16 protein-coding genes and 1 riboswitch are annotated in these 19589 nt (G+C 69.0%); of the genes, 7 read left to right on the top strand and 9 right to left on the bottom strand.

Features of this window, described 5'->3' with window-relative positions; all coding sequences use genetic code 11:
* Positions 1-147 precede the first annotated feature (147 nt).
* Positions 148-1275: an HNH endonuclease signature motif containing protein gene (locus tag HUW46_RS26515; protein ID WP_215541517.1), complete on the top strand. Its 1128-nt coding sequence runs from the start codon at positions 148-150 to the stop codon at positions 1273-1275.
* A 119-nt stretch (positions 1276-1394) separates the two neighbouring features.
* Here HUW46_RS26515 and HUW46_RS26510 read toward each other — a convergent pair whose 3' ends face one another.
* Complete coding sequence (locus HUW46_RS26510; protein ID WP_215541516.1) at positions 1395-2054, bottom strand: response regulator; 660 nt, start codon at positions 2052-2054, stop codon at positions 1395-1397.
* Complete coding sequence (locus HUW46_RS26505; protein ID WP_215541515.1) at positions 2051-3199, bottom strand: sensor histidine kinase; 1149 nt, start codon at positions 3197-3199, stop codon at positions 2051-2053. The genes HUW46_RS26510 and HUW46_RS26505 overlap by 4 nt, the downstream gene beginning before the upstream one ends.
* Before the next feature lie 132 nt (positions 3200-3331).
* Here HUW46_RS26505 and HUW46_RS26500 point away from each other — a divergent pair, with 132 nt between their 5' ends.
* Together HUW46_RS26500 and HUW46_RS26495 are read left to right on the top strand one after the other, a co-directional pair.
* Positions 3332-4018, top strand: coding sequence for an ABC transporter ATP-binding protein (locus tag HUW46_RS26500; protein WP_215541514.1), 687 nt, complete (start codon positions 3332-3334; stop codon positions 4016-4018).
* 47 nt (positions 4019-4065) lie between these two features.
* Positions 4066-6489, top strand: coding sequence for an ABC transporter permease (locus HUW46_RS26495; protein WP_215541513.1), 2424 nt, complete (start codon positions 4066-4068; stop codon positions 6487-6489).
* A 58-nt stretch (positions 6490-6547) separates the two neighbouring features.
* Here the strand turns inward: HUW46_RS26495 and ahcY are convergent, their stop codons facing one another.
* Both ahcY and HUW46_RS26485 read right to left on the bottom strand, forming a co-directional pair.
* Positions 6548-7999, bottom strand: a complete 1452-nt coding sequence (ahcY, locus tag HUW46_RS26490; RefSeq protein WP_215541512.1) for an adenosylhomocysteinase — start codon at positions 7997-7999, stop codon at positions 6548-6550.
* Positions 8000-8017: 18 nt separating this feature from the next.
* Positions 8018-8099, bottom strand: a riboswitch (S-adenosyl-L-homocysteine riboswitch).
* Positions 8100-8149: 50 nt separating this feature from the next.
* Positions 8150-9082, bottom strand: a complete 933-nt coding sequence (locus HUW46_RS26485; protein ID WP_215541511.1) for an RNA polymerase sigma factor — start codon at positions 9080-9082, stop codon at positions 8150-8152.
* A 162-nt stretch (positions 9083-9244) separates the two neighbouring features.
* Here HUW46_RS26485 and HUW46_RS26480 point away from each other — a divergent pair, with 162 nt between their 5' ends.
* From HUW46_RS26480 to HUW46_RS26470, 3 genes are all read left to right on the top strand, one after another.
* Complete coding sequence (locus tag HUW46_RS26480; RefSeq protein WP_305861163.1) at positions 9245-10219, top strand: sigma-70 family RNA polymerase sigma factor; 975 nt, start codon at positions 9245-9247, stop codon at positions 10217-10219.
* Positions 10219-10806, top strand: a complete 588-nt coding sequence (locus tag HUW46_RS26475) for a TIGR03086 family metal-binding protein (RefSeq protein ID WP_215541509.1) — start codon at positions 10219-10221, stop codon at positions 10804-10806. The genes HUW46_RS26480 and HUW46_RS26475 overlap by 1 nt, the downstream gene beginning before the upstream one ends.
* A 107-nt stretch (positions 10807-10913) precedes the next feature.
* Positions 10914-11069, top strand: coding sequence for a hypothetical protein (locus HUW46_RS26470; protein ID WP_215541508.1), 156 nt, complete (start codon positions 10914-10916; stop codon positions 11067-11069).
* Here the strand turns inward: HUW46_RS26470 and HUW46_RS26465 are convergent.
* A complete protein-coding gene (locus HUW46_RS26465; protein WP_215541507.1) occupies positions 11038-12267 on the bottom strand; it encodes an FAD-dependent monooxygenase in 1230 nt (409 codons plus the stop codon). The two genes, HUW46_RS26470 and HUW46_RS26465, sit on opposite strands and share 32 nt — an antisense overlap.
* Entirely contained in the window at positions 12264-15194 is a 2931-nt protein-coding gene (locus HUW46_RS26460) for an ATP-binding protein (RefSeq protein ID WP_254124933.1), read from the bottom strand. The genes HUW46_RS26465 and HUW46_RS26460 overlap by 4 nt, the downstream gene beginning before the upstream one ends.
* A gap of 467 nt (positions 15195-15661) precedes the next feature.
* On the opposite strand from HUW46_RS26460, the gene HUW46_RS26455 reads away from it, so the two are divergent.
* Complete coding sequence (locus tag HUW46_RS26455; RefSeq protein ID WP_215541506.1) at positions 15662-16786, top strand: HNH endonuclease signature motif containing protein; 1125 nt, start codon at positions 15662-15664, stop codon at positions 16784-16786.
* On the opposite strand, the gene HUW46_RS26450 is transcribed toward HUW46_RS26455, so the two are convergent.
* The 3 genes from HUW46_RS26450 to HUW46_RS26440 all read right to left on the bottom strand — a co-directional run bounded on the left by HUW46_RS26450 (position 16677) and on the right by HUW46_RS26440 (position 19587).
* Entirely contained in the window at positions 16677-17603 is a 927-nt protein-coding gene (locus HUW46_RS26450; RefSeq protein WP_215541505.1) for a GlxA family transcriptional regulator, read from the bottom strand. The genes HUW46_RS26455 and HUW46_RS26450 overlap by 110 nt on opposite strands.
* Before the next feature lie 7 nt (positions 17604-17610).
* Entirely contained in the window at positions 17611-18195 is a 585-nt protein-coding gene (locus HUW46_RS26445; protein ID WP_215541504.1) for an isochorismatase family protein, read from the bottom strand.
* A gap of 69 nt (positions 18196-18264) precedes the next feature.
* Positions 18265-19587, bottom strand: a complete 1323-nt coding sequence (locus HUW46_RS26440) for an aminotransferase-like domain-containing protein (protein ID WP_215541503.1) — start codon at positions 19585-19587, stop codon at positions 18265-18267.
* Between the last annotated feature and the right edge of the window lie 2 nt (positions 19588-19589).

The raw sequence follows: 19589 nt of genomic DNA, 5'->3' as shown, positions 1-19589 counted from the left end.
AACCTTTGGTCGCCTTGGGGTAGCGTCCCCGACGCATTGACGGTCCCGTTCGTTTTTTGACCTGCGGTGTCGTTGTGGGCGCATTGTGGCAGGTTGTGATCATTTCTGTACCCGATCGGGTGATGGGTTGAGCGGTAGAATTGTTTTGTGGACGTATTAGAGATTCCTGTGGATCGGGTTATTGCTGATTCTGCGGAGCATTGGAAGAGGTGGTCTCGGTATGGGGATGCCATGTTGCTGCGGCAAATCGCGTGCATGAATCAGGAGTGGTCGCGAAGATCGGTGCTTGCCTGGGTGGCGTTGTCGTGCAACTGCACCCAGGCCGGGGCGGAACGGAAGGCGGCGCTCGCTGACGCGTTGACCTCATACCTACCCCGCACCCTCGAAGCACTGGAGAACGGGCTCATCGATGAGGGCATGGCGGCGAAGGTGTTCGAGGCCACCGCGTGCGCTTCCCAGGAGGTCGCGCGGGAAGTCGATGCGCAGGTGAAGTTCGAGAACAAGAACTCCGCCTCACTGCGCAGGATGGTCAACACGCTCCTGATGCGGGTTGATCCGAAAGGATACGAGGCGCGGCGGCGGGCCAAGACCGCCGCTCGCATGCTCGAAATCCGGCACGGGGATCACGGATCCTCGACCCTGTTCGCCGAACTACCCTCCGACCGTGCCCAAGCCATCTACGCCGCCTGTGATCGGGACGCGTTGGAGAAGAAGCGCCAAGGTGACAAGCGCACCATGGACCAGCTCAGGGTCGATGCGTTGGTGGAGCGATGCCTGGGCGGGGAGTGCGGTGGTAAACCGAAGGCGCAGATCTATGTCTACATCGACCTCCCCACCTTGATGGGCCTGCGGAACAACCCGGGCGAACTCGCCGGATGCGGGGAAATCTCACCCGAGATGGCCCGCGAGATCGCCTTCGACACCAACTCCATCTGGAACCGGATCGTGTCGGAACCGATGACCGGGCTACCGATCGACATGGGCCGCAAGAGCTACCGGCCATCGAAAAAGATGCGCAAATACATCCAAGTTCTGCACCGCACCTGCTGCATGATCGGCTGCCACAGACCCGCCCAGTACAGCGACCTCGACCACGCCCAACCTTGGAGCGAGGGCGGCGGGACCGACAAGGTCAACATCCGCCCGTTCTGCCGGGTGCACCACGGACTCCGCGACGAACCCGGGTGGGAATTCCACACCGACGCGAACGGGAACACTACGGTCATCGCACCCGACGGTCGCACCTACACCGACGACCCCACCGGCTTCATCTGACCTGCAAGCTCGGTTCCGCATGCGAGCACGTCCACTTGGGATCATAGGCCGGGAGACTGCTGACATCAGCAGCGACCCGAGCTTTCGGGCCCAACCTACGCTTGCTGGACGTTTGATTCTCAAGCTTCCTCTGACCGGAACTCCGCTTCCTGCACGAGGATGGCGAGCTGCACCCGGTTGGCGAGGTCCAGCTTCGTCATCGACCTGCTGACGTGCGCCTTCACCGTCGCCTCGCTCACCTGAAGCTCATGAGCAATGTCCGCATTGGACAGTCCATCCCCGACCTTCACCACGACGGCACGTTCGCGGTCGGTGAGGGTGGCGAGGCGGTCGCGGGCGGTGCGTTCCTTGGCGGGGTCGCGTCCGGTGAAGGCCGCGATCAACCTCGTCGTGACCGTGGGGGCGAGCATCGCGCCGCCGTCGGCGACGGTGCGAATAGCGGCGGCCAGGTCGCGCGGAGGTGTGTCCTTGAGCAGAAAACCGGCCGCGCCAAGGCGGAGCGCGCGGTGCACGTACTGGTCGAGGTCGAAAGTGGTGAGCATGACGTACCTCGGCGCATCCGGCCACGACGCGATCTCTTCGAGGGCGGTCAGGCCGTCGACGCGGGGCATGCGCACGTCCAGGAGCACCACGTCGGGGCGAAGTTCCCGGACGGCGTCGGCGAGTTCGTCGCCGTCGGTGGCTTCGCCCGCGACCTCGATGCCGTCGGCGGGCTCCAGGATCATGCGGAGACCCGCGCGGACGAGCGCCTCGTCGTCGACGATCAACACCCTGATCACGTTTCCTCCGCTTCCGGCGCCGGAATCCGCGCGGACAACGCGAAACCACCGTCCAGGCGCGGGCCGGACGACAGATCCCCGCCGAGCGTCTCGATGCGTTCGGCGACCCCGATCAGGCCGAGGCCGCTGCCGGGCAGTTCGGCGACCAGGGACGGTGGCGCCGCGTTGCGCACGGACACGTCCAGCGCCGAGGGCAAGTACCGGACGCCCACCTCCGTCGTGGCAAGCCCGGCGTGCTTGTGGACGTTCGTCAGTCCTTCTTGGACCAGGCGGTACGCGGCGTGCTCCACCGCGGGCGGCAGCTCACGCGGAACACCCTCCGTCTTAAGCATGACCGGCAAACCCGCCGCCTCCGATCGCGACACCAGACCCTCCACACCGGACAGTGTGGCCTGCTCGGTGCTTTCGGTGCTGGTGGTGAGGATGCCGAGCACCTGCCGCAACTGCGCCAGCGCTTCCCGTCCGGTGGTGCGGATCAACGCCGCTTCGGCGGAGATGCGCTCGTCCGCCGCGTTCACCTCGATCGCACCCGCGTGCAGCACCATCAGCGAAACCCGGTGTGCCACCACGTCGTGCATGTCGCGGGCGATACCGGCGCGTTCGGCCGCGCGCGCTTCGGCCGCTTTGGACTCCTGCTCGCGCCGCAACCGCTCGGCGCGGTCGACATGCCCGGCGATCACTTCGCGGCGGAACCGCGTCCACCTGCCCAACGCCACCGGCAGCACCACGAACAAGCCGCCTTCGCCCGCCCAGCCCGCCAGCGCGGCGCCGAAGTCCTGGCCGTTCCCCGGTAACGCCACCGCGAGCGCGACACCGGCCGCCGAGACGTACCCGGCCAGCACGGCGGGCCGGTGGACGAGCGCGGCGAAGTACGAGGCGACGCACACCGCGGGCCAGGAAAGAACCGTGAAGAAGGCGAGCAGCGCCACGCCGAAGAACAACCACTGGCGACGGGGCAGCGTCACGATCACCGCCAGCAGCGCCACCACGCAAAGCGCGGCGCGCACGTACCACGGCAACCAGTCCGGGGCCAGCGCGCGCTCGACGTACCCCGACGGCCCGCGGTTCCCGCGCGGGAGGAAACCGCCCGCGAGCACCACGGCACCGAGCAGGACCTTGTCCAGCCTGCGCACCGGATCCGACATCAGCCCAGCGTAGGGCGCCGAACAGCCGCGGAGCATCACCCTCCCGGCGGGTCCGGCCCCCTACGAAAGTGACAACACGAGTTCCGGTTCGCCGGACGTGGCGGGGCCGGTGGCACGGCCACGCTGACCGCCATGACCGAAAAGTACGCCATCGAGGCCACCGGCCTGACCAAGATCTACGGCGCGGGGGACGCCGAGGTGATCGCGCTCGACCACGTCGACCTCGCCGTGCCGCGCGGCAGGTTCACCGCGATCATGGGGCCGTCCGGCTCGGGGAAGTCGACCTTCATGCACTGCGCGGCCGGGCTCGACCGCCCCACCTCCGGCGAGGTCCTGCTCGGCGGCACCCCGCTGTCCGGGCTGCGCGACAACGACCTCACCGATCTGCGCCGCGAGCGCGTCGGGTTCGTCTTCCAGTCGTTCAACCTGCTGCCGACGCTCACCGCGCTGGAGAACATCACGCTCCCCCTCGACCTCGCGGGGCGACGTCCCGACCGCGAGTTGCTCGACCGGCTCGTCGTCACGCTCGGCATCGAAGGCAGGCTCGACCACCGGCCGAACCAGCTTTCCGGCGGCCAGCAGCAGCGCGTCGCCTGCGCACGCGCGCTGGTGACGAGCCCCGACGTGGTCTTCGCCGACGAGCCGACCGGCGCGCTCGACTCCGAAATGTCCGCGCAGCTGCTGGGTTTCCTCCGCGACAGCGTCACCGAACTCGGCCAGACCGTCGTGATGGTCACCCACGATCCCGGCGTCGCCGAGTACACCGACGAGATCGTCCGGCTCGCCGACGGCCGGGTCACCGAAAGGGCGGTCCTCTGATGCTGAAAGCACTTCTCCGGGACTTAGCGATCCACAAAGGACGAGCGGTGCTCACGTTGCTGGCCATCGCGCTGGGGGTCGCGGCGACGGTGGCCAGCATGGTCGTGTCCGATTCCGTAGCCGCCACGCTTTCCGAACGGCCCACCAGATCCGACGTCGGCGTCGTCGTCGCAAACGGGGATGCCCCCATTTATGAGCAGGCGCGTGCCGGGCTCGGCGCGTTGCCCGGGGTGACGGCGGCGACCGGGGTGCGCGCGGGACGAGCCGGGTTGATCGGCGCCGACGGCAAGCTGGTGACCGCGCCCGACAAGGCGGGCACCGGGTTCGACGGCACTGGGCGGTTTTCGCTCGTCAGCGGGAAAGCCCCGGCGCACAACGGAGAAATCGCGCTCGAAACCAAAGCCGCGAAGAAAGCCGGGCTCTCCGCCGGGGGCACCGCGCGCGTGGTGCTGAACGGGGAGCAGGTCACGCTGGCGGTGGTCGGCGTCTACGACTACCGGCCGGTGGGGCCCGCGTCGGGGACGATCACCGACCCGGTGCCCGCCGTCGCGTTCGACGGTGCGACCGCGGCCGGGCTGTTCCCCGGGTACGAACGCGTGGAGCTGACCACGAACGCCGATCCCGCCGCGATCGTGGCTGCGGCACGCGGCGCCATGCCGCGCGCGGCCGTCGCGCCGGGTACCGAATTGTCCTCGGCGGCGAAGGACGAAGTCGAGGGCAATGCGTCGGACCTGCGCGAAATGCTCCTGCCGTTCGCCGCGATCGCGCTGCTCGTCGGCATGTTCGTCATCTCCAACACGTTCACCGTCCTCGGTGCACAACGGTTGCGCCAGTTCGCATTGCTCCGAGCCGTCGGCGCACGCCGCGGTCAGTTGCGGCGGTCGGTCCTCACCGAGGCGGCGGTGCTGGGGCTCGCGGGCGGCACGCTCGGCGTCGCGCTCGGGATCGGACTCGGGCCGCTGGTGCTCTCGGCGATGCGACCGGACGAGGACACGGCGTACACGGTCACGCCGCTGGCGATCCTGATCGGCTACGCGGCGGCGATCGTGGTGACGGTGCTCGCGGCGGGCGGCGCGGCGCGGCGGGCCGCGGCTGTCCCGCCGGTGGCCGCGCTCCGAACCGATCCGGTGGTACCGGGACGGGTGTTGCGCGACCGCACGCTGACCGGTGCCGGGCTGATCGTGGCGTCGGTGGGCACGGTGGTCCTGACCGGGGACCCCGGCGCGGACAACACGACCAGGATCATCGGGCTGTGCGGCGCCGTCGTCGGCGTGATCGGCGTGGTGCTGGTGGCGCCCGCGCTGGTCGTCCCGGTGCTCGCGCCGGTGCGGGCGGTGGTCGGCAGGTTCGGCGGGCCGAGCGCGCGCATCGGGGTGCGCGGCGCGGGCCGCGACCCGCGCCGCACCGCGAGCACGGCCACCGCGATCACTGTCGGGCTCGCGCTGATCGGCGCGTTCGGCACCATCAGCGCGTCGCTCGCGGGTCTGATCGGCTCGACGACCAAGGCGAACGTGCCGGTCTCGACCACCGTGCTGCAACCAGCCGCGGGCGGTGATTCCGCGCTTGTCCCGTCCGATTTGGACAGTGTGAAACGGTTACCTGGCGTGGACTTCGCCGCGGGCAGCAGGGACAGCCTCGCCGTCGTCCGCTACCCCGGTGGGGAAACCCGGCGCAAGAGCGCGGCGATCGAACCGGAAGCGCTCGGCACAGTGCTCACGCCGAAGATCACCGCGGGATCGGCCGACGTCCGGCGCGGCGTGGTGATCTCGCAGAACGAGGCGGACATGCTCGGCGTGAAGCTGGGCGACCCGTTGACGCTGACCATCGAACCCGCTCCGCCGATCTCGACAGTGGTAACCGGCGTGTACGCGGCGACGGAGTTCTCCGCGAGCCTCTACTACGACGTCTCGCTCGCACCACCCGCCGTCCGCGATCACCTCACCACGATCTACGCGACGGGCCACGATCCGGCGGCGGCGAAACGCGCCATCGAAAGCGCCTTCGGGCACCGGCCGGACGTGGGGGTGACCGATCGCGACGGCGTGGTCGCGCAGAACGTGGAAACGCAGGCAATCGGGTTCAGCATGCTGTACGCGATGGTGGCCGTGGCGATCGTGATCGCGGTGCTCGGCGTCACCACCACGCTGGCGCTTTCGGTCATGGAGCGCACCAGGGAAATCGGGGTGCTGCGGGCGATCGGGGCCCGGCGGCGGCTGGTGCGCGCCACGATACTGGCGGAAAGCGCGGTGATTTCGGTGTTCGGCGCGCTGCTCGGCGTGCTCTCCGGCGCCGCCGTCGGCACGGTGCTGCAGCGCGCGATGTTCGGGCAACCGCTCGGCGCGGCCGTCATCCCGTTCGACGTCATCGGGATCGCGCTGCTCGGGGTGGTCGTCGCCGCGCTGATCGCCGCACTGTGGCCAGCGCAGCGCGCCGCTTCGGCGGATCCGCTGGCCGCCGTGAACGCGGCTTGACGACGAAGAAATGCCGTGAGGGCACCGAGTTGCCCTCACGGCATTTCTTCACGGGAACTCAGTAGCGGTAGTGGTCCAGTTTGTACGGACCGTGGACGTCGACGCCGATGTATTCGGCCTGCTTCTTGGTCAGCTCGGTGAGCCGCACGCCGAGCGCGTCGAGGTGCAGGCGCGCGACCTTCTCGTCAAGGTGCTTCGGCAGGGTGTAGACGTCCTTGCCGTAGCTGCCCGGCTTGGTGAAGACCTCGATCTGCGCGATCGTCTGGTTGGTGAACGAGTTCGACATCACGAAGCTCGGGTGCCCGGTCGCGTTGCCGAGGTTCATCAGCCTGCCCTCGGACAGCACGAGGATCGCGTGCCCGTCGGGGAAAGTCCACTCGTGGACCTGCGGCTTGATCTCCTTCTTCCGCACCCCCGGGACCTTCGCCAGCCCGGCCATGTCGATCTCGTTGTCGAAGTGGCCCACGTTCGCGACGACGGCGTTGTGCTTCATCTTCACCATGTCCGCGGCCATGATGATGTCGCAGTTCCCGGTGGTGGTGACGAAGATGTCGCCGCGCTCGACGACATCTTCCAGGCGCAGCACTTCGAGCCCGTCCATCGCGGCCTGCAGCGCGCAGATCGGATCCACCTCGGTGACCACCACGCGGGCGCCCTGGCCGCGCAACGATTCCGCGGCGCCCTTGCCGACGTCGCCGTAACCGCACACCACGGCGATCTTGCCGCCGAGCATCACGTCCGTCGCCCGGTTCAGACCGTCCACAAGGGAGTGCCGGATGCCGTACTTGTTGTCGAACTTGGACTTCGTCACCGAGTCGTTGACGTTGATCGCTGGGAAGAGCAGCTCGCCGTCGCGCGCGAACCGGTACAGGCGGTTGACACCGGCCGTCGTTTCTTCCGTGACACCACGGATTTCCGCGGCGACCTTGGTGAACCGCTTGCTGTCATTGCGCAGGCTCTCCGCGAGCGTGCGGAGGAGGAGCTGGTAGTCCTCCGGGTCTTCTTCGCTGGGGCTCGGTACCGCGCCCGTCTTCTCGAACTCCACTCCCTTGTGGACGAGCAGCGTCGCGTCGCCGCCGTCGTCGAGAATGGAGGTCGGCGGCCCGTCGGGGAATTCGAAGAGCCGATCGGTGCACCACCAGTACTCTTCGAGAGTTTCGCCCTTCCAGGCGAACACGGATGTCCCTTGTGGACTCTCCGGCGTGCCGTCCGGCCCGACCACCACGGCGGCCGCGGCCTCGTCCTGGGTGGAGAAGATGTTGCACGACACCCAGCGCACCTGCGCGCCGAGTGCGACCAGTGTTTCGATGAGCACCGCGGTCTGCACGGTCATGTGCAGCGAACCCGCGATCCTCGCGCCCTTCAACGGTTGCGCCGCCGCGTATTCGCGGCGCGTCGCCATCAGGCCGGGCATCTCGTGCTCGGCGAGGCGGATCTGGGTGCGGCCCGCCTCGGCCAGTGCGAGATCCGCCACCGCGAACTCGACGCCGTTGATGGTTTGGTGCTTCACGAAAACTGCCTCCTTCGGAAAAAGGAGGCGCCCTTGAAACGGGAGGTCGCGGCGAGCCGAGCGTGGCGGACCGAGGTCCGTCGCAGCGCCTCTCGGCTCCGACCCGTGCCGGGATGCTCCAGCACATCACCAAAAATTCTGGCACAGCTGTCAAGCGCGCGCCACCACCTCGGCGAGCCTACCGAGCAGGAACTCCCGTTCCGGCCCGTTTCCCTGCAGCGCCAACGCATCCCGGTACGCCGCCGCGGCTTCGGCGTGGCGGCCGAGCCTGCGCAGCATGTCAGCCCGCGCGGCGGGCAGGTAGCGGTACCCGGCCAGTGCGCCGTCCCGGTCGAGCGCGTCCAGCTCCGCCAGCGCGGCGGCCGGGCCGTCGGCCATGCCGAGCGCGATCGCCCGGTTGAGCGCCACAACCGGGGAGGGCCACGCTTCGAGCAGTTCGTCGTACAGCACCACGATCTGCGACCAGTCGGTGCGCGCGAAGCTCGGCGCGCTCGCGTGCACGGTGGCGATCGCCGCCTGCAGGGTGAACCGGCCGGGACGTCCCGCCCGCAGCGCGCCGGCGACCAGCCGCCGTCCCTCGTCGATCGCGGCGCGGTCCCACGTGGCGCGGTCCTGGTCCTCCAGCGTCACCAGCCTGCCCTCGCCGTCCGTCCTCGCCGCGCGCCTGGCGTCGGTGACCAGCAGCAGCGCCAGCAGGCCACGGACCTCGACCTCGTCCGGCATCAGCTCGTGCAGCGCCTCGGCCAGCTCGACGGCGAGCGCCACGACATCGCCGCGCACCAGCACGTCACCCTCGGTGGCGGTGTGCCCGGTCGTGTAGAGCAGGTGGACGACGTCGAGCACCGCGTCGAGCCGCTCCGGCAGCTCCGCGCCGAACGGCATCCGGTCCGGCAGGCGCTCCTTCGCCCGCGTGGCGTCGGCGAGCCGTGCGGCCATGACCTGCTCCGGCACCAGGAACACCCGTGCGATGTCGGCGATCTCCACCCCGCACGCGAGCCGCAGGGTGAGCGCCACCCTCGCCTCGCGGCCGAGTGACGGATGGCAGCACGCGAAGAGCGTCCGCACCCGGTCACGTTCCTCCATCGCCACCACGCTCCGTCCCCGGCGGCGGGCGCCACCATCACAGTTACGTCGTAGCGGCATGGCCCAACTCGACATTCACGGCGAGGATTAGGCCGTTCGCGTTATTTCGGCGCGCACCGATGACTTTCGCCGCTCCGCCCGGTCAGTACCGGTATGCGACCTATGCTCAGCCCGGTGGACGGCGATTTCCTCGACAAGGCGGACCCGTACCGCCGCGAACTGATGGCGCACTGCTACCGGATGCTCGGTTCGGTCCACGACGCCGAGGACCTCGTGCAGGAGACCTACCTCCGCGCCTGGCGCGGTTACGACCGCTTCGAGGGCCGGTCTTCGCTGCGCACCTGGCTGTACCGGATCGCGACGAGCGCTTGCCTGACCGCGCTCGAAGGGCGGTCGCGCCGCCCGATGCCGACCGGGCTCGGCGGCAGCTCTGACCCCGGTGACGAGCTGATCGAACAGGGCGAAATCCCTTGGCTCGAACCGATCCCCGACCGGATGACCGATCCCGCGTCGGTCGTCGGGTCCCGGGAATCCCTGCGCCTCGCGCTCGTCGCCGCCCTGCAGCACCTGCCGCCGCGCCAGCGCGCGGTGCTCGTCCTGCGCGACGTACTCCAGTGGCGCGCGGCCGAGGTCGCCGACGCGGTCGGCACCAGCACGGCGGCGGTGAACAGCATCCTGCAGCGCGCCCGGGTGCGGCTGGCGCAGGTCCGCCCGTCCGAAGACAGCGTGACCGAGCCGACCGACGCCGAGCAGCGCGCGCTGCTCGACCGGTATTCGGCGGCGATGGAACGCAAGGACGTCGCCGCGATCGTCGAGCTGTGCACCGCCGACGTGGTGTGGGAGATGCCGCCGTTCGGCAACTGGTATCTGGGGCCCGAAGCCGTCGGGCGGCACCTCTCGCTGCACTGTCCCGGCGAGGCAGGCGATCTCCGGCTGCTGCCGATCGAGGCCAACGGCCAGCCGGGCGTCGCCATCTACCTCCGCGGCCCCGACGGCGACTTCCACGCGTTCAACCTGCAGGTCTTCACCATCACCGCGGTCGGAATCAGCCATGTCGGCACGTTCCTCGACGTCGCGCTGTTCTCGAAGTTCGCCCTTCCGGAGAGCCTTCCCGCCGACCGCGAGCCCGCGAACTGATGCGCCGCGAACCCGCCGTGATGGACGGTGTCGCGCTGCTGGAACGCGCCGTCACCTACGTCCTCGGTTCGCTCGCGCTGGCCGACCCGGCCGCGCTGCGCGAACGAACGCCGTGCCGTCAGTGGGATCTGCGCGCGCTGCTGGCGCACCTCGCGGATTCCCTCACCGCGCTGCACGAAGCGGCCGAAACCGGGCACGTCCCGATGACCGCGCCGACCGGCGCCGGTGACGACCCGGTGGCCGCGGTCCGCGACCGGGCGAGACTGCTGATCGGCGCCTGGGCGGATCCTGGACGCGGCACGGTGTCCATTGAGGACCATTCGCTCACCGCGGGCGTCGTGACCTGCGCGGGCGCGCTCGAGATCGCCGTGCACGGCTGGGACATCGCGTGGAGCTGCGCGGCGCCCCGGCCGGTACCGGACGCGCTCGCCGGGGAGCTGCTCGACCTCGCGCCACTCTTCGTGTCCGATGTAGACCGTCCACACCGGTTCGGGCTGCCGGTGGCGGTGTCCACCGGCGCGTCGCCGAGTGACCGGCTCGTCGCGTACTGCGGACGAGATCCCAGTGTTAGCTCAGCGCAGTCTTAAGGACACATAGGGCGACCAGAACTGGGCAATACCGGCAAGATTGCTCGCGGTGTGTGTTCAGGCACCCGAATCGCGGTAAGGTCGGGACGACTGGGAAGGGAGGGGTCATGGGGAAGGTCATCGGGATCCTGGCCGTGGTCTTGATCTTGTTCTTCGTCATCGTCCACCCCGGCCAGTCGGCCGGTCTCGTCAACAACATCATCGAGTGGCTGCGCTCCGCGGCGGAAAGCATCATTTCCTTCGTGCAGAAGCTGTTCGCGTAGCGGCGCGGTAGTCGGGCAGCTCGATCGCGTTCGCGGTCGAGCTGATCTGCTCGACCACCTTCCTCATCACGAAGCTCGTCCCCGGCAGGCGCGGCCCGATCCGCATCATGGCCGTCTGCACCCGGATCTGCGTCCGCGAACGCGGCACCATGCGCTTGACGTTGGCGGCCAGTTTCTGGTTGCGCACCACGAAATCCCGCATCCGCGCCGCGTAGGCGCCGAACGCGGTGGCGTGCCCGGCCGTGGCCAGTTCTCCCGCGAGCACGTACGCACCGACGAGCGCCAAGCTGGTGCCCTGGCCCGCCGCGGGGGACGCGCCGTACGCGGCGTCGCCGACCAGCGCGACCCGTCCGCGCGACCAGCTCGGCATTTCGATCACGGCGAGCGCGTCGAAGTAGAAGTCGGCCGTGTCCGGAAGGGACGCCAGCAGCCGCGGCACCTCCCAGCCCATACCGTCGAACACCTCGGCGACGATCCGGCGCTGCGCCGCCGTGTCGCCATGGTCGAACCGCGGCGGGGACGCGAAGTAGAACGCGGCCTTCGCTTCGTCGTCGGCAGCGGTGCTGTACACGTTCACCATGCGGCCGGGGGCGTGGTGCACCAGCTCCCACCGGTCGAGGCCGAGATGGTTCGGCACCCCGAACACCGAAACGCAGTGCCCGAGGTCCCTGGTGAACTGCCGCTCGTCGCCGAAGCGGAGCGCGCGGACGCGCGAATGCTGCCCGTCGGCACCGATCACCAGGTCGAACCTGCGGTCCGCGGCATGGTCGAAGGTCACTCGCACGCCGTCGTCGCGGTCTTCGAGCGCGGTGATCGTGTCGCCGAACAGGTACTCGACGCGGTCCTTTGTGGTGTCGTGGAGCAGGCGAGCGAGATCGCCACGCAGCACTTCGTCGTCTCCTTCGGCGCGGAAACCGATGGTGGCACCGTCCATTGTGGCCACCGGCCGTCCCGCGGCGTCCACTACGGAGCCGCCCCGCATGTCGGTGCTGAGCGCGCGCACCGCGGATTCCAGCCCCATTCTGGCGACGACTTCCATGGCCTTGCCGCGGATGTCCACCTTGTACCCGCCCGGCCTCGGTGCGGGCGCGGTCTCGACGACGGTCGTGGAGAAGCCGTACTCGGCGAGCCAGTAGGCGAGTGCGGGCCCGGCGATGCCTGCGCCGGAGATGAGCACGGTTCGCTGTGGTGTGGTCATAGCGGCGACGATGGCCGCGTCGGCGAACCGAGCACGAACCGATCGCTGACGGCGGCCGTCAGCGCCTCCTCCCCTGACCGCGCGGCGGCGGCCGTGACCAGCGCGGCGAACCGTGCGGAGCCGAGTTCGGCGCGGACCCGGCCGGCGAGCCGGTCCAGGTCGGCGTTCCCGATCCACCGCGTGCCGCGCACCGCCGTCGCGGTGCCGAGCAACATCGCGGAGCGCGCGGCGTCCTGCTCGACTTCGGCGAGCGCTTCGATCGCGGCGGCTGCCACCGGCCGATTCCCGCGCCGCAGTGCGACCGCAAGCGCTTGCTCGTGGCACGACCTGGCCCTTTCGGTGTCATGCTCGGCCAAGGCGATGCGGCCGAGTCCGACGAAAGCGGCCGATCGCGTCGCCTCTGCCGCCACCGACGGCTCGTCGGATTCCGCCAGCGCCCGCTCGTACCAGCTCGTGGCAGCGACCAGGTCACCGTCGAGCCGGGCCAGGTCGCCGAGGCCGCAGTGCGCGAGCGCTCGCTGGACGCCGATCCGCCCGGCCTGCACGGCGGCGACCTCGAGTTCCGCGCGCGCTCCGTCGCGGTCACCGACCCGTGCGAGCGCGGCGGCGTGGCGGCAGCGCAGTTCGGCCGCGTCCTCGGCCGAACCGAACCGGGCCATCGATTCGACGGCCTCGTCGAGGATGGCGAGTTCGCGGTCGTATTCACCGCGCCACCGCGCGAAAACGGCCAGGTGGTCGAGCGCGTTCGCGACCGCCCACCGGTCCCCGACCGCGCGGAACCCGTCCACCGCGCGGCCGAAATCGGCTTCGGCCGCGCGCGGGTCGCCGGTGAACAGATGGATCAGCCCATCCCCCATCTGTCCGAAAGCGACCGACCACGGATCCGTGGGGAGCGACGGCGTGGCACCGACGGCGACCGGGGCCGTCGAAAGCGACCAGAGGAACAGGATGTAGACGCGGCGCAGCCGCAGACCGGGTTCGCCCAGCAATTCCGCACCGCGCTCGCGATGCACTCCCGCGCGCTCACCGGCGGCGAGCACGCACAGCAGGTACTCCTCGACGCGGTCGCGCGGCGGCCCGTCCGCGAACTTCGCCAGCAGGTCGACGGCGAACGGGACGGCTTCGCCTCGGATGCCGCCCAGCCACCAGTACCAGGACAGTGCGGCGACCAGGTCGAGCGCGAGCACGGGATCCGTGTCCACGGCCCAAGTCAGTGCCGCTACCAGGTTGGCGTGCTCGGCGCGGAACGCGGCGAGCGCGTCCGCCTGCGCGTGGCCTCGCAGGTCGGAATCCTTGCCCAGGGCGAATTCGAGGAAGTACTCCGCGTGTCGACGTCGCACCGGTTCCGGGTCGGTCTGGTGGTCCACGCAGAAGGCTCGGATGGTTTCGAGCATCCGGTACCGCCCGCCGACGAGTTCCACCAGTGATTTGTCGACAAGTTCCGCCGGGTCGCCGCACACCGCTTCGACGGCTCGGGGTGTCGCTCCACCGGCGAACACGGACAGTCCACACGCGACAGTCCGCTCGGCGTCCGACAGCAGTTCCCAGCTCCATGCCACGACGTCGTGCAGGGATCGGTGGCGCGGCTCCGCGGTGCGCGCTCCCTTGGCGAGCACGGTGAACCGGTCGTCGAGCCGGGTGGCCAGTTCGTCGAGCGGCAGGGTTCTGGTTCGGGCGGCGGCGAGTTCGATCGCCAGCGGCAGTCCGTCCAGTGCGGTGCAGACCTGGTGCAGGAGAACCGGGTCGAGGTCGGTCCCGGGGATTGATCGTTCGCGGAACAGCCTCGTGGACGCGTCGTCGTCGAGTGTTGCGAGTGGACAGATGCGCTCGCCGGTGATGTCGAGGGGTTCTCGGCTCGTGGTCAGAATTCGGAGGTCCGGGCACGTGGTGAGAAGGTGTTCCGCGATCGCTGCGGATTCTTCGATGACGTGCTCGCAGTTGTCCAGTACCAGCGTGGTGTCCGGTTCGGACAATGCCGCGTCCAGACGTCGCATGTCACGGATTCCCAGTGTTCCAGCGATTGCTTGCCGGATATCGGTGGTCGGGGCCAGTTCGACGAACCAGACGCGGCCGGGGAGCGATCGTGCGGCTTCGATCGCGAGGCGGGTCTTGCCGACTCCGCCGGGGCCGGTCACGGTGACCAGTCTCGCTGCGCGAAGCAGCTCGGTGAGTTTCGTCAGTTCTGTTGTTCTGCCGACCAAACTGCTGATCGGCTCTGGTAGCCGGGTTCGACGCTTGTTTCCTCTGAGCACTTCCAGGTGGGCGGCGGCCAGGTCTTCGGAGGGGTCGATGCCTAGTTCAGTGGCCAGTGCTCGTTTGGTTCGGTCGAAGATGGTGAGTGCTTCGGCTTGCCGTCCTTGGGCTGCCAGCGCTCTCATGAGGAGGGCTGCGGCTCGTTCGCGGAGTGGGTGGTGGTCGACCAGTTCGCGCAGGGTCGTGATGTCGGGCGCGCCTCGCGCTAGTGAGGCTTCGGCTTTGTCTTCCGTGGCGGTGAGTTTTAGTTCGGTCAGGCGGGTCGCGACGGGGGCGGCGAACGGGGCGGTGATGTCGGCTAGTGCTGGGCCTTGCCAGAGGGCTAGGGCTTCGTCCAGTAGCGCCTCGTTGTTCGTGGTTTTGGCTTGTGCTAGTAGGTTTTCGAACTTGGTTGCGTCTACTTGGGTTTCGTCGATGGCTAGTCGGTATCCGGTGGAGGTGAACTCGACTGCGATGTTTTTTCGCAGCCGTGAGACTTGGGATCTGATGGCGTCGGGGGCGCCTTCGGGTGGGGTGTTGCCGTAGAGGTCGTCTATGAGGGTGGTGGCGGGGATCGTTCGTCCGGGGTTCAGCGCTAGGCGGGCGAGTAGGGCTCGTAGGCCTGGGCCGCCTACAGGGGTCTCGTCGATCTTGGTTGGGCCCAGTATGCGGATGATGCCGGGTTTTCGGGGCACGGTGCGATTTTACGGCACGCCTTCGGCGCGCCGCGGGGAACTGGCGCTCCTCGGTGCGGGTCGCGTCGTTGGTCACCAGCGCCAGTTCCCCGCGGAACGGGCATCGTGGTCGGCTTTCGTTCGTGGGGCTGCGGTTGTGGCTGTGGTTGGGACGCTTCGGTTTTTGTGGTGGTTGCGTTGTGTGGGCGGGGCTTGGTGTGGGTGGCTGGGGATGTTGTCGTGTTGCGTTGGCTTGTTGGTTGCCACCAAAGTGCATACTGACTGTTAATGTCAGTGTACCTCTTTTGGGTGAGGTCGTTCTTTGGGATGGGCGGTAGAATTGTCTTGTGGGTATTGATGATGTGTTTCAGAGTGTTTCGTCTACCGTTTCCTTTCTTGCCGAGCGGCGTGGTCGGCGGTGTTGGGAGAGTGCTTGTGAGTTGCGTGGCATAGCGGAGGTGGTTCGGTTGTGCTCGCGAAGATCTGCGGTGGCCGAGGTTGCTTTGGTGTGCAGGATTTCCAAGGCTGCGGCGGAGAAGCGGGCGGCGCTCGCTGTCGCGTTGACCTCGTATTTGCCTTGTACGTTGAGGGCGCTGGAAAGTGGTCTGATTGACGAGTATGGGGCTTCGCGGGTGTTTTCTGCCACCGAGTGCTTGTCGGAGGAACTGGCGCGCGAAGTTGATTCGTTGTTGGTGGGGCGGTTCGATGTTCGTGATGCGTCGGCGCTGCGGCGGGTCGTGAACCGAATCATGCTGCAGGTTGATCCGGAGGGATACGAGCGGCGGCGCAAGGAAAAGGAAAGCTTGCGGGTGTTGGAGATTCGGCACGGGGATCACGGGTCGTCGACCCTGTTCGCGCAACTTCCCACGGATCGGGCTCAGGCGATCTACGCCGCGTGCGATCGCGAAGCGCGGCGGTTGAAGCAGCAGGGTGACCAGCGAACGATGGATCAGCTTCGGGCGGATGCGTTGGCGCAGCGGTGTTTGCAAGGGCCGGGTACGGGGTCGCCGCGTGCGGAGATCTTCGTGTACGTGGACCTGCCCACCTTGCTTCGCCTGCAGGACAACACGGCCGAACTTGCCGGATACGGCGACATTTCGGCGGAGCTGGCGCGCGAGATCGCGTTCTCGTCGAATTCGACCTGGCGGCGAATCGTGCGCGATCCGATCACCGGGCTGCCGTGCGACATGGGGCGCGCCAGCTACCGCGCGCCGAAACCCGTGGCACTGTACACCCAGGTCCGGCACCGCACCTGCTGCATGCCGGGCTGCAACCGGCCCGCCCAGTTCACCGACCTCGACCACGCCACCGCATGGGCCGACGGCGGCCGCACCGACAAGGTCAACCTCCGCCCGCTGTGCCGAATCCACCACCTGCTGAAAGACGAGCCCGGCTGGAAATTCGACACCGACGACGAAGACGGGACGCTGATCGTGACCACGCCGGCGAGCAGGTCATCACCGAGAAATCAGCGACATCCGGGGTGCTTGGGACGTGAAATCCTTACCCTGCGCGCAGTTCCAGCGCCGCGCGCGAACGGAGCCTGCGGAGCATCCTGGCGTCCTCGAAACCGACCGCGCGGGCCGCGGACTCCACCGGGGAGCCGTCGTTGATCAAATGCTCGGCGCGCTCCAGGCGGAGCATTTGCTGATAGCGCAACGGGGTCAAGCCGGTCGTGGTGGAGAACAGCCTGGTGAGCGTTCGTTCGCTGCAACCCGTGGCCTTCGCCAGCTCGGTGAGCGGGAGACGGTCGGTGAACCTGGCATCGATCAAGTCCTGCGCGCGGTGCACGACATCACTCAGATGCGCGCGGTGCCGCAACATCGCGCTCGTCTGCTGCGCGTCACCGTTGCGACGGGCATAGACGACCATCGACCTCGCGATCCGGGCGGCCGCGCCAGGGCCATGCCTGGTCGCGACGAGATGCAGCGCGAGATCGATACCGCTCGCGATACCGGCCGAAGTGATGATGCCGCTGTCCTCGACGTACAAAACATCGCGCACCACGTGCGCCTTCGGGTAACGGCAAGCCAGTTCGTCCTGCACATCGTGATGCGTCGTGCAGCGGCGCCCGTCCAGCAAACCCGCCCTGCCCAGCGCGTCCGCGCCCGCGCACACACTGGCGACCGGACCACCGACCGCGTGATGCTGCCGCACCCTGCGCAGCGCCGCCTCGCTGAGCGGGCCCGTGCCGGGCGGGCGCGCCGCACGCCAGCCCGGCACCAAGACCAGATCCGCCGAGGTCAGCTCCGGCCACGCGGTACCCGCCTTCAACGGAATACCTTGCGCCGTCGGCACTTCCTCGGCGTCGGCCACATAGGTCAACTCGTAGCCGAGCCCGAGATCGGCAGCCGTCGAGAACACCTGCGCGGGGCCGGCGAGGTCCAGCAGGTGCACGTTCGGGGCAAGAAGAAAAGCAACGGTGGTCACGATCCGGTCAGCGTACTCCGGCCACCGGGGCGCCCGCGAACTCGGCGACCGTGGTGATCGTGGCGAACCGGCCCGCCAGCGCGTACTCGGTGCGGGCGATGATGTCCTCGACGCGGAGCGTGCGCGGATCGGAGAGATCATCCGGCGCGTCGCGGTGCGGGGTCGGCGTGGTCGCGGTGCCGTCGATCACGAACTCGACCGCATACCCCAGATCGGACGCGAGGCGTGCGGTCGTCTCGCAGCACTGCTCCGTGCGAATACCGCAGACCGCCAGCGAGCCGATCCCGGCGACCGTCAGGAGCTGCTGCAGATTCGTTGTGGTGAACGCATTGTGCGCGGTCTTGCGCAGCACCGGCTCATCGTCGGCAGGCACGAGGCCCGCCATCAGACGCACGTGCCCCGACTCCGGGTCGAACACCGTGCCCGAGCCCGGCTCGGTATGCAGGACCCAGATCACCAGCTCGTCCCGCGCCCGCGCCGCGTCCACCAGCACGGCGACCTTGTCCGCGACATCCGGATCGGACGCGAGCTCCCAATCCGGACGCTGGCGGAAGGACTCCTGGACGTCGATCACGACGAGTGCTCTCTTCATGTCCCCAGTCTTGCCGCGTGCCCGCACCGCCGGTAAGGCATCATCGGGTCCGGAAGCGGACCGATCCGGTCATTCGAAGTCGGACCCTTCCGCGGCGAGCCCGGCGAGCGCACCCAGCGCCTTGTCCACTGTGGACACAGGTGGCGCGGACAGTGCGAGCCGGACGGCCGCCGGGGCGAGACCGGAGCCGACGGTGAACGCGGCAGCCGGTGTCACGGCGATCCCGGCCCGCGCCGCCGCGGCGACGAAGGTCTCCGCGCGCCACGGCTCCGGCAACTCCCACCAGGCGTGGTAGGCGGCGGAATCGGCGTGCACCACGAACCCGGCCAACCGCGTGCGCAGCAGCTCCTGCCGCGCGGCGGCGTCACGGCGCTTGCCCCGTTCCAGGGTGGCGACCGTGCCGTCGGAGATCCACTGGGTGACGGCGTCCAGCGCGAACGACGCCGGCGCCCAGACCCCGGACCGCACCGCGCCCGAGACCTTCCCGCCGAGCCCGTCCGGCACCACCGCGACCCCCAGCGTCAGGCCGGGCGACACCCGTTTGGAAAACCCGTCGACCACCACCACGCGTTCCGGCGCGAGCGCGGCCAGCGGCGGCAGCTCCGGCCGCAGGAACGCGTAAATCCGGTCCTCCACGCAGGCGAGATCCCGCTGCCGCAACACCATCGCGATCTCCTCGCGCCGGTGCGCCGACATCGTCACACCGAGCGGATTGTGCAGCGCGGGCTGCAGGTACACCGCGTGCAGGCCCTGCGCTCGCCGCACCGCATCCGGTGTGACGCCCTCTTCGTCCATCTCCAGCGGAACCAGTTGGGCGCCCAGCCGGGTCGCGATTCCTTTGACCACCGGATAGGTGATCGCCTCGACGCCGAGCCGCCCGCCGGAGGGCACCAGCGCGGCCACCGCCGCCGCGATCGCCTGCCTGCCGTTGCCGGTGAACACGAGCCGATCCGGGTCCGCCCGCCATTCCGGCACCGAAACCGCCGACGCGATCGCCTCGCGGGTGGGATCGTCGGCCCGCACCACCGACGGCCGCAGGCTGTGCCGCAACCGGCCGGGGCGGACCAGCTCGGCCAGGCTCGCCGCGAGCAGGGCCGGTTGTTCCGGCAGCACCCCGAAGTTGAGTTCGAGATCGACACGGGCGTCCGCGGGCTCGGCGAGCGCGTGCTCCGGGGCCGAACCAGCCCGCACGAACGTGCCGCGGCCCACCTCGCCCGTCACCAGGCCGCGGCGCACGAGATCGGTGTACACGCGCGCCGCCGTCGAGTTCGCGATGTCGTGCTGGCGCGCGAACCGGCGCTGCGGAGGCAGCCGGTCACCGGGGCGGAGGCGCCCGGACTCGATGTCCGCCGCGATCCGATCGGCGACCACGCGGTAGTCACGGTCGTCCACGA

This window comes from Amycolatopsis sp. CA-230715 (assembly GCF_018736145.1).
Classification (GTDB): domain Bacteria; phylum Actinomycetota; class Actinomycetes; order Mycobacteriales; family Pseudonocardiaceae; genus Amycolatopsis.
The sequence above is the reverse complement of the archived record's forward strand: the minus strand, read 5'-3'. Positions and strand labels throughout refer to the sequence as shown.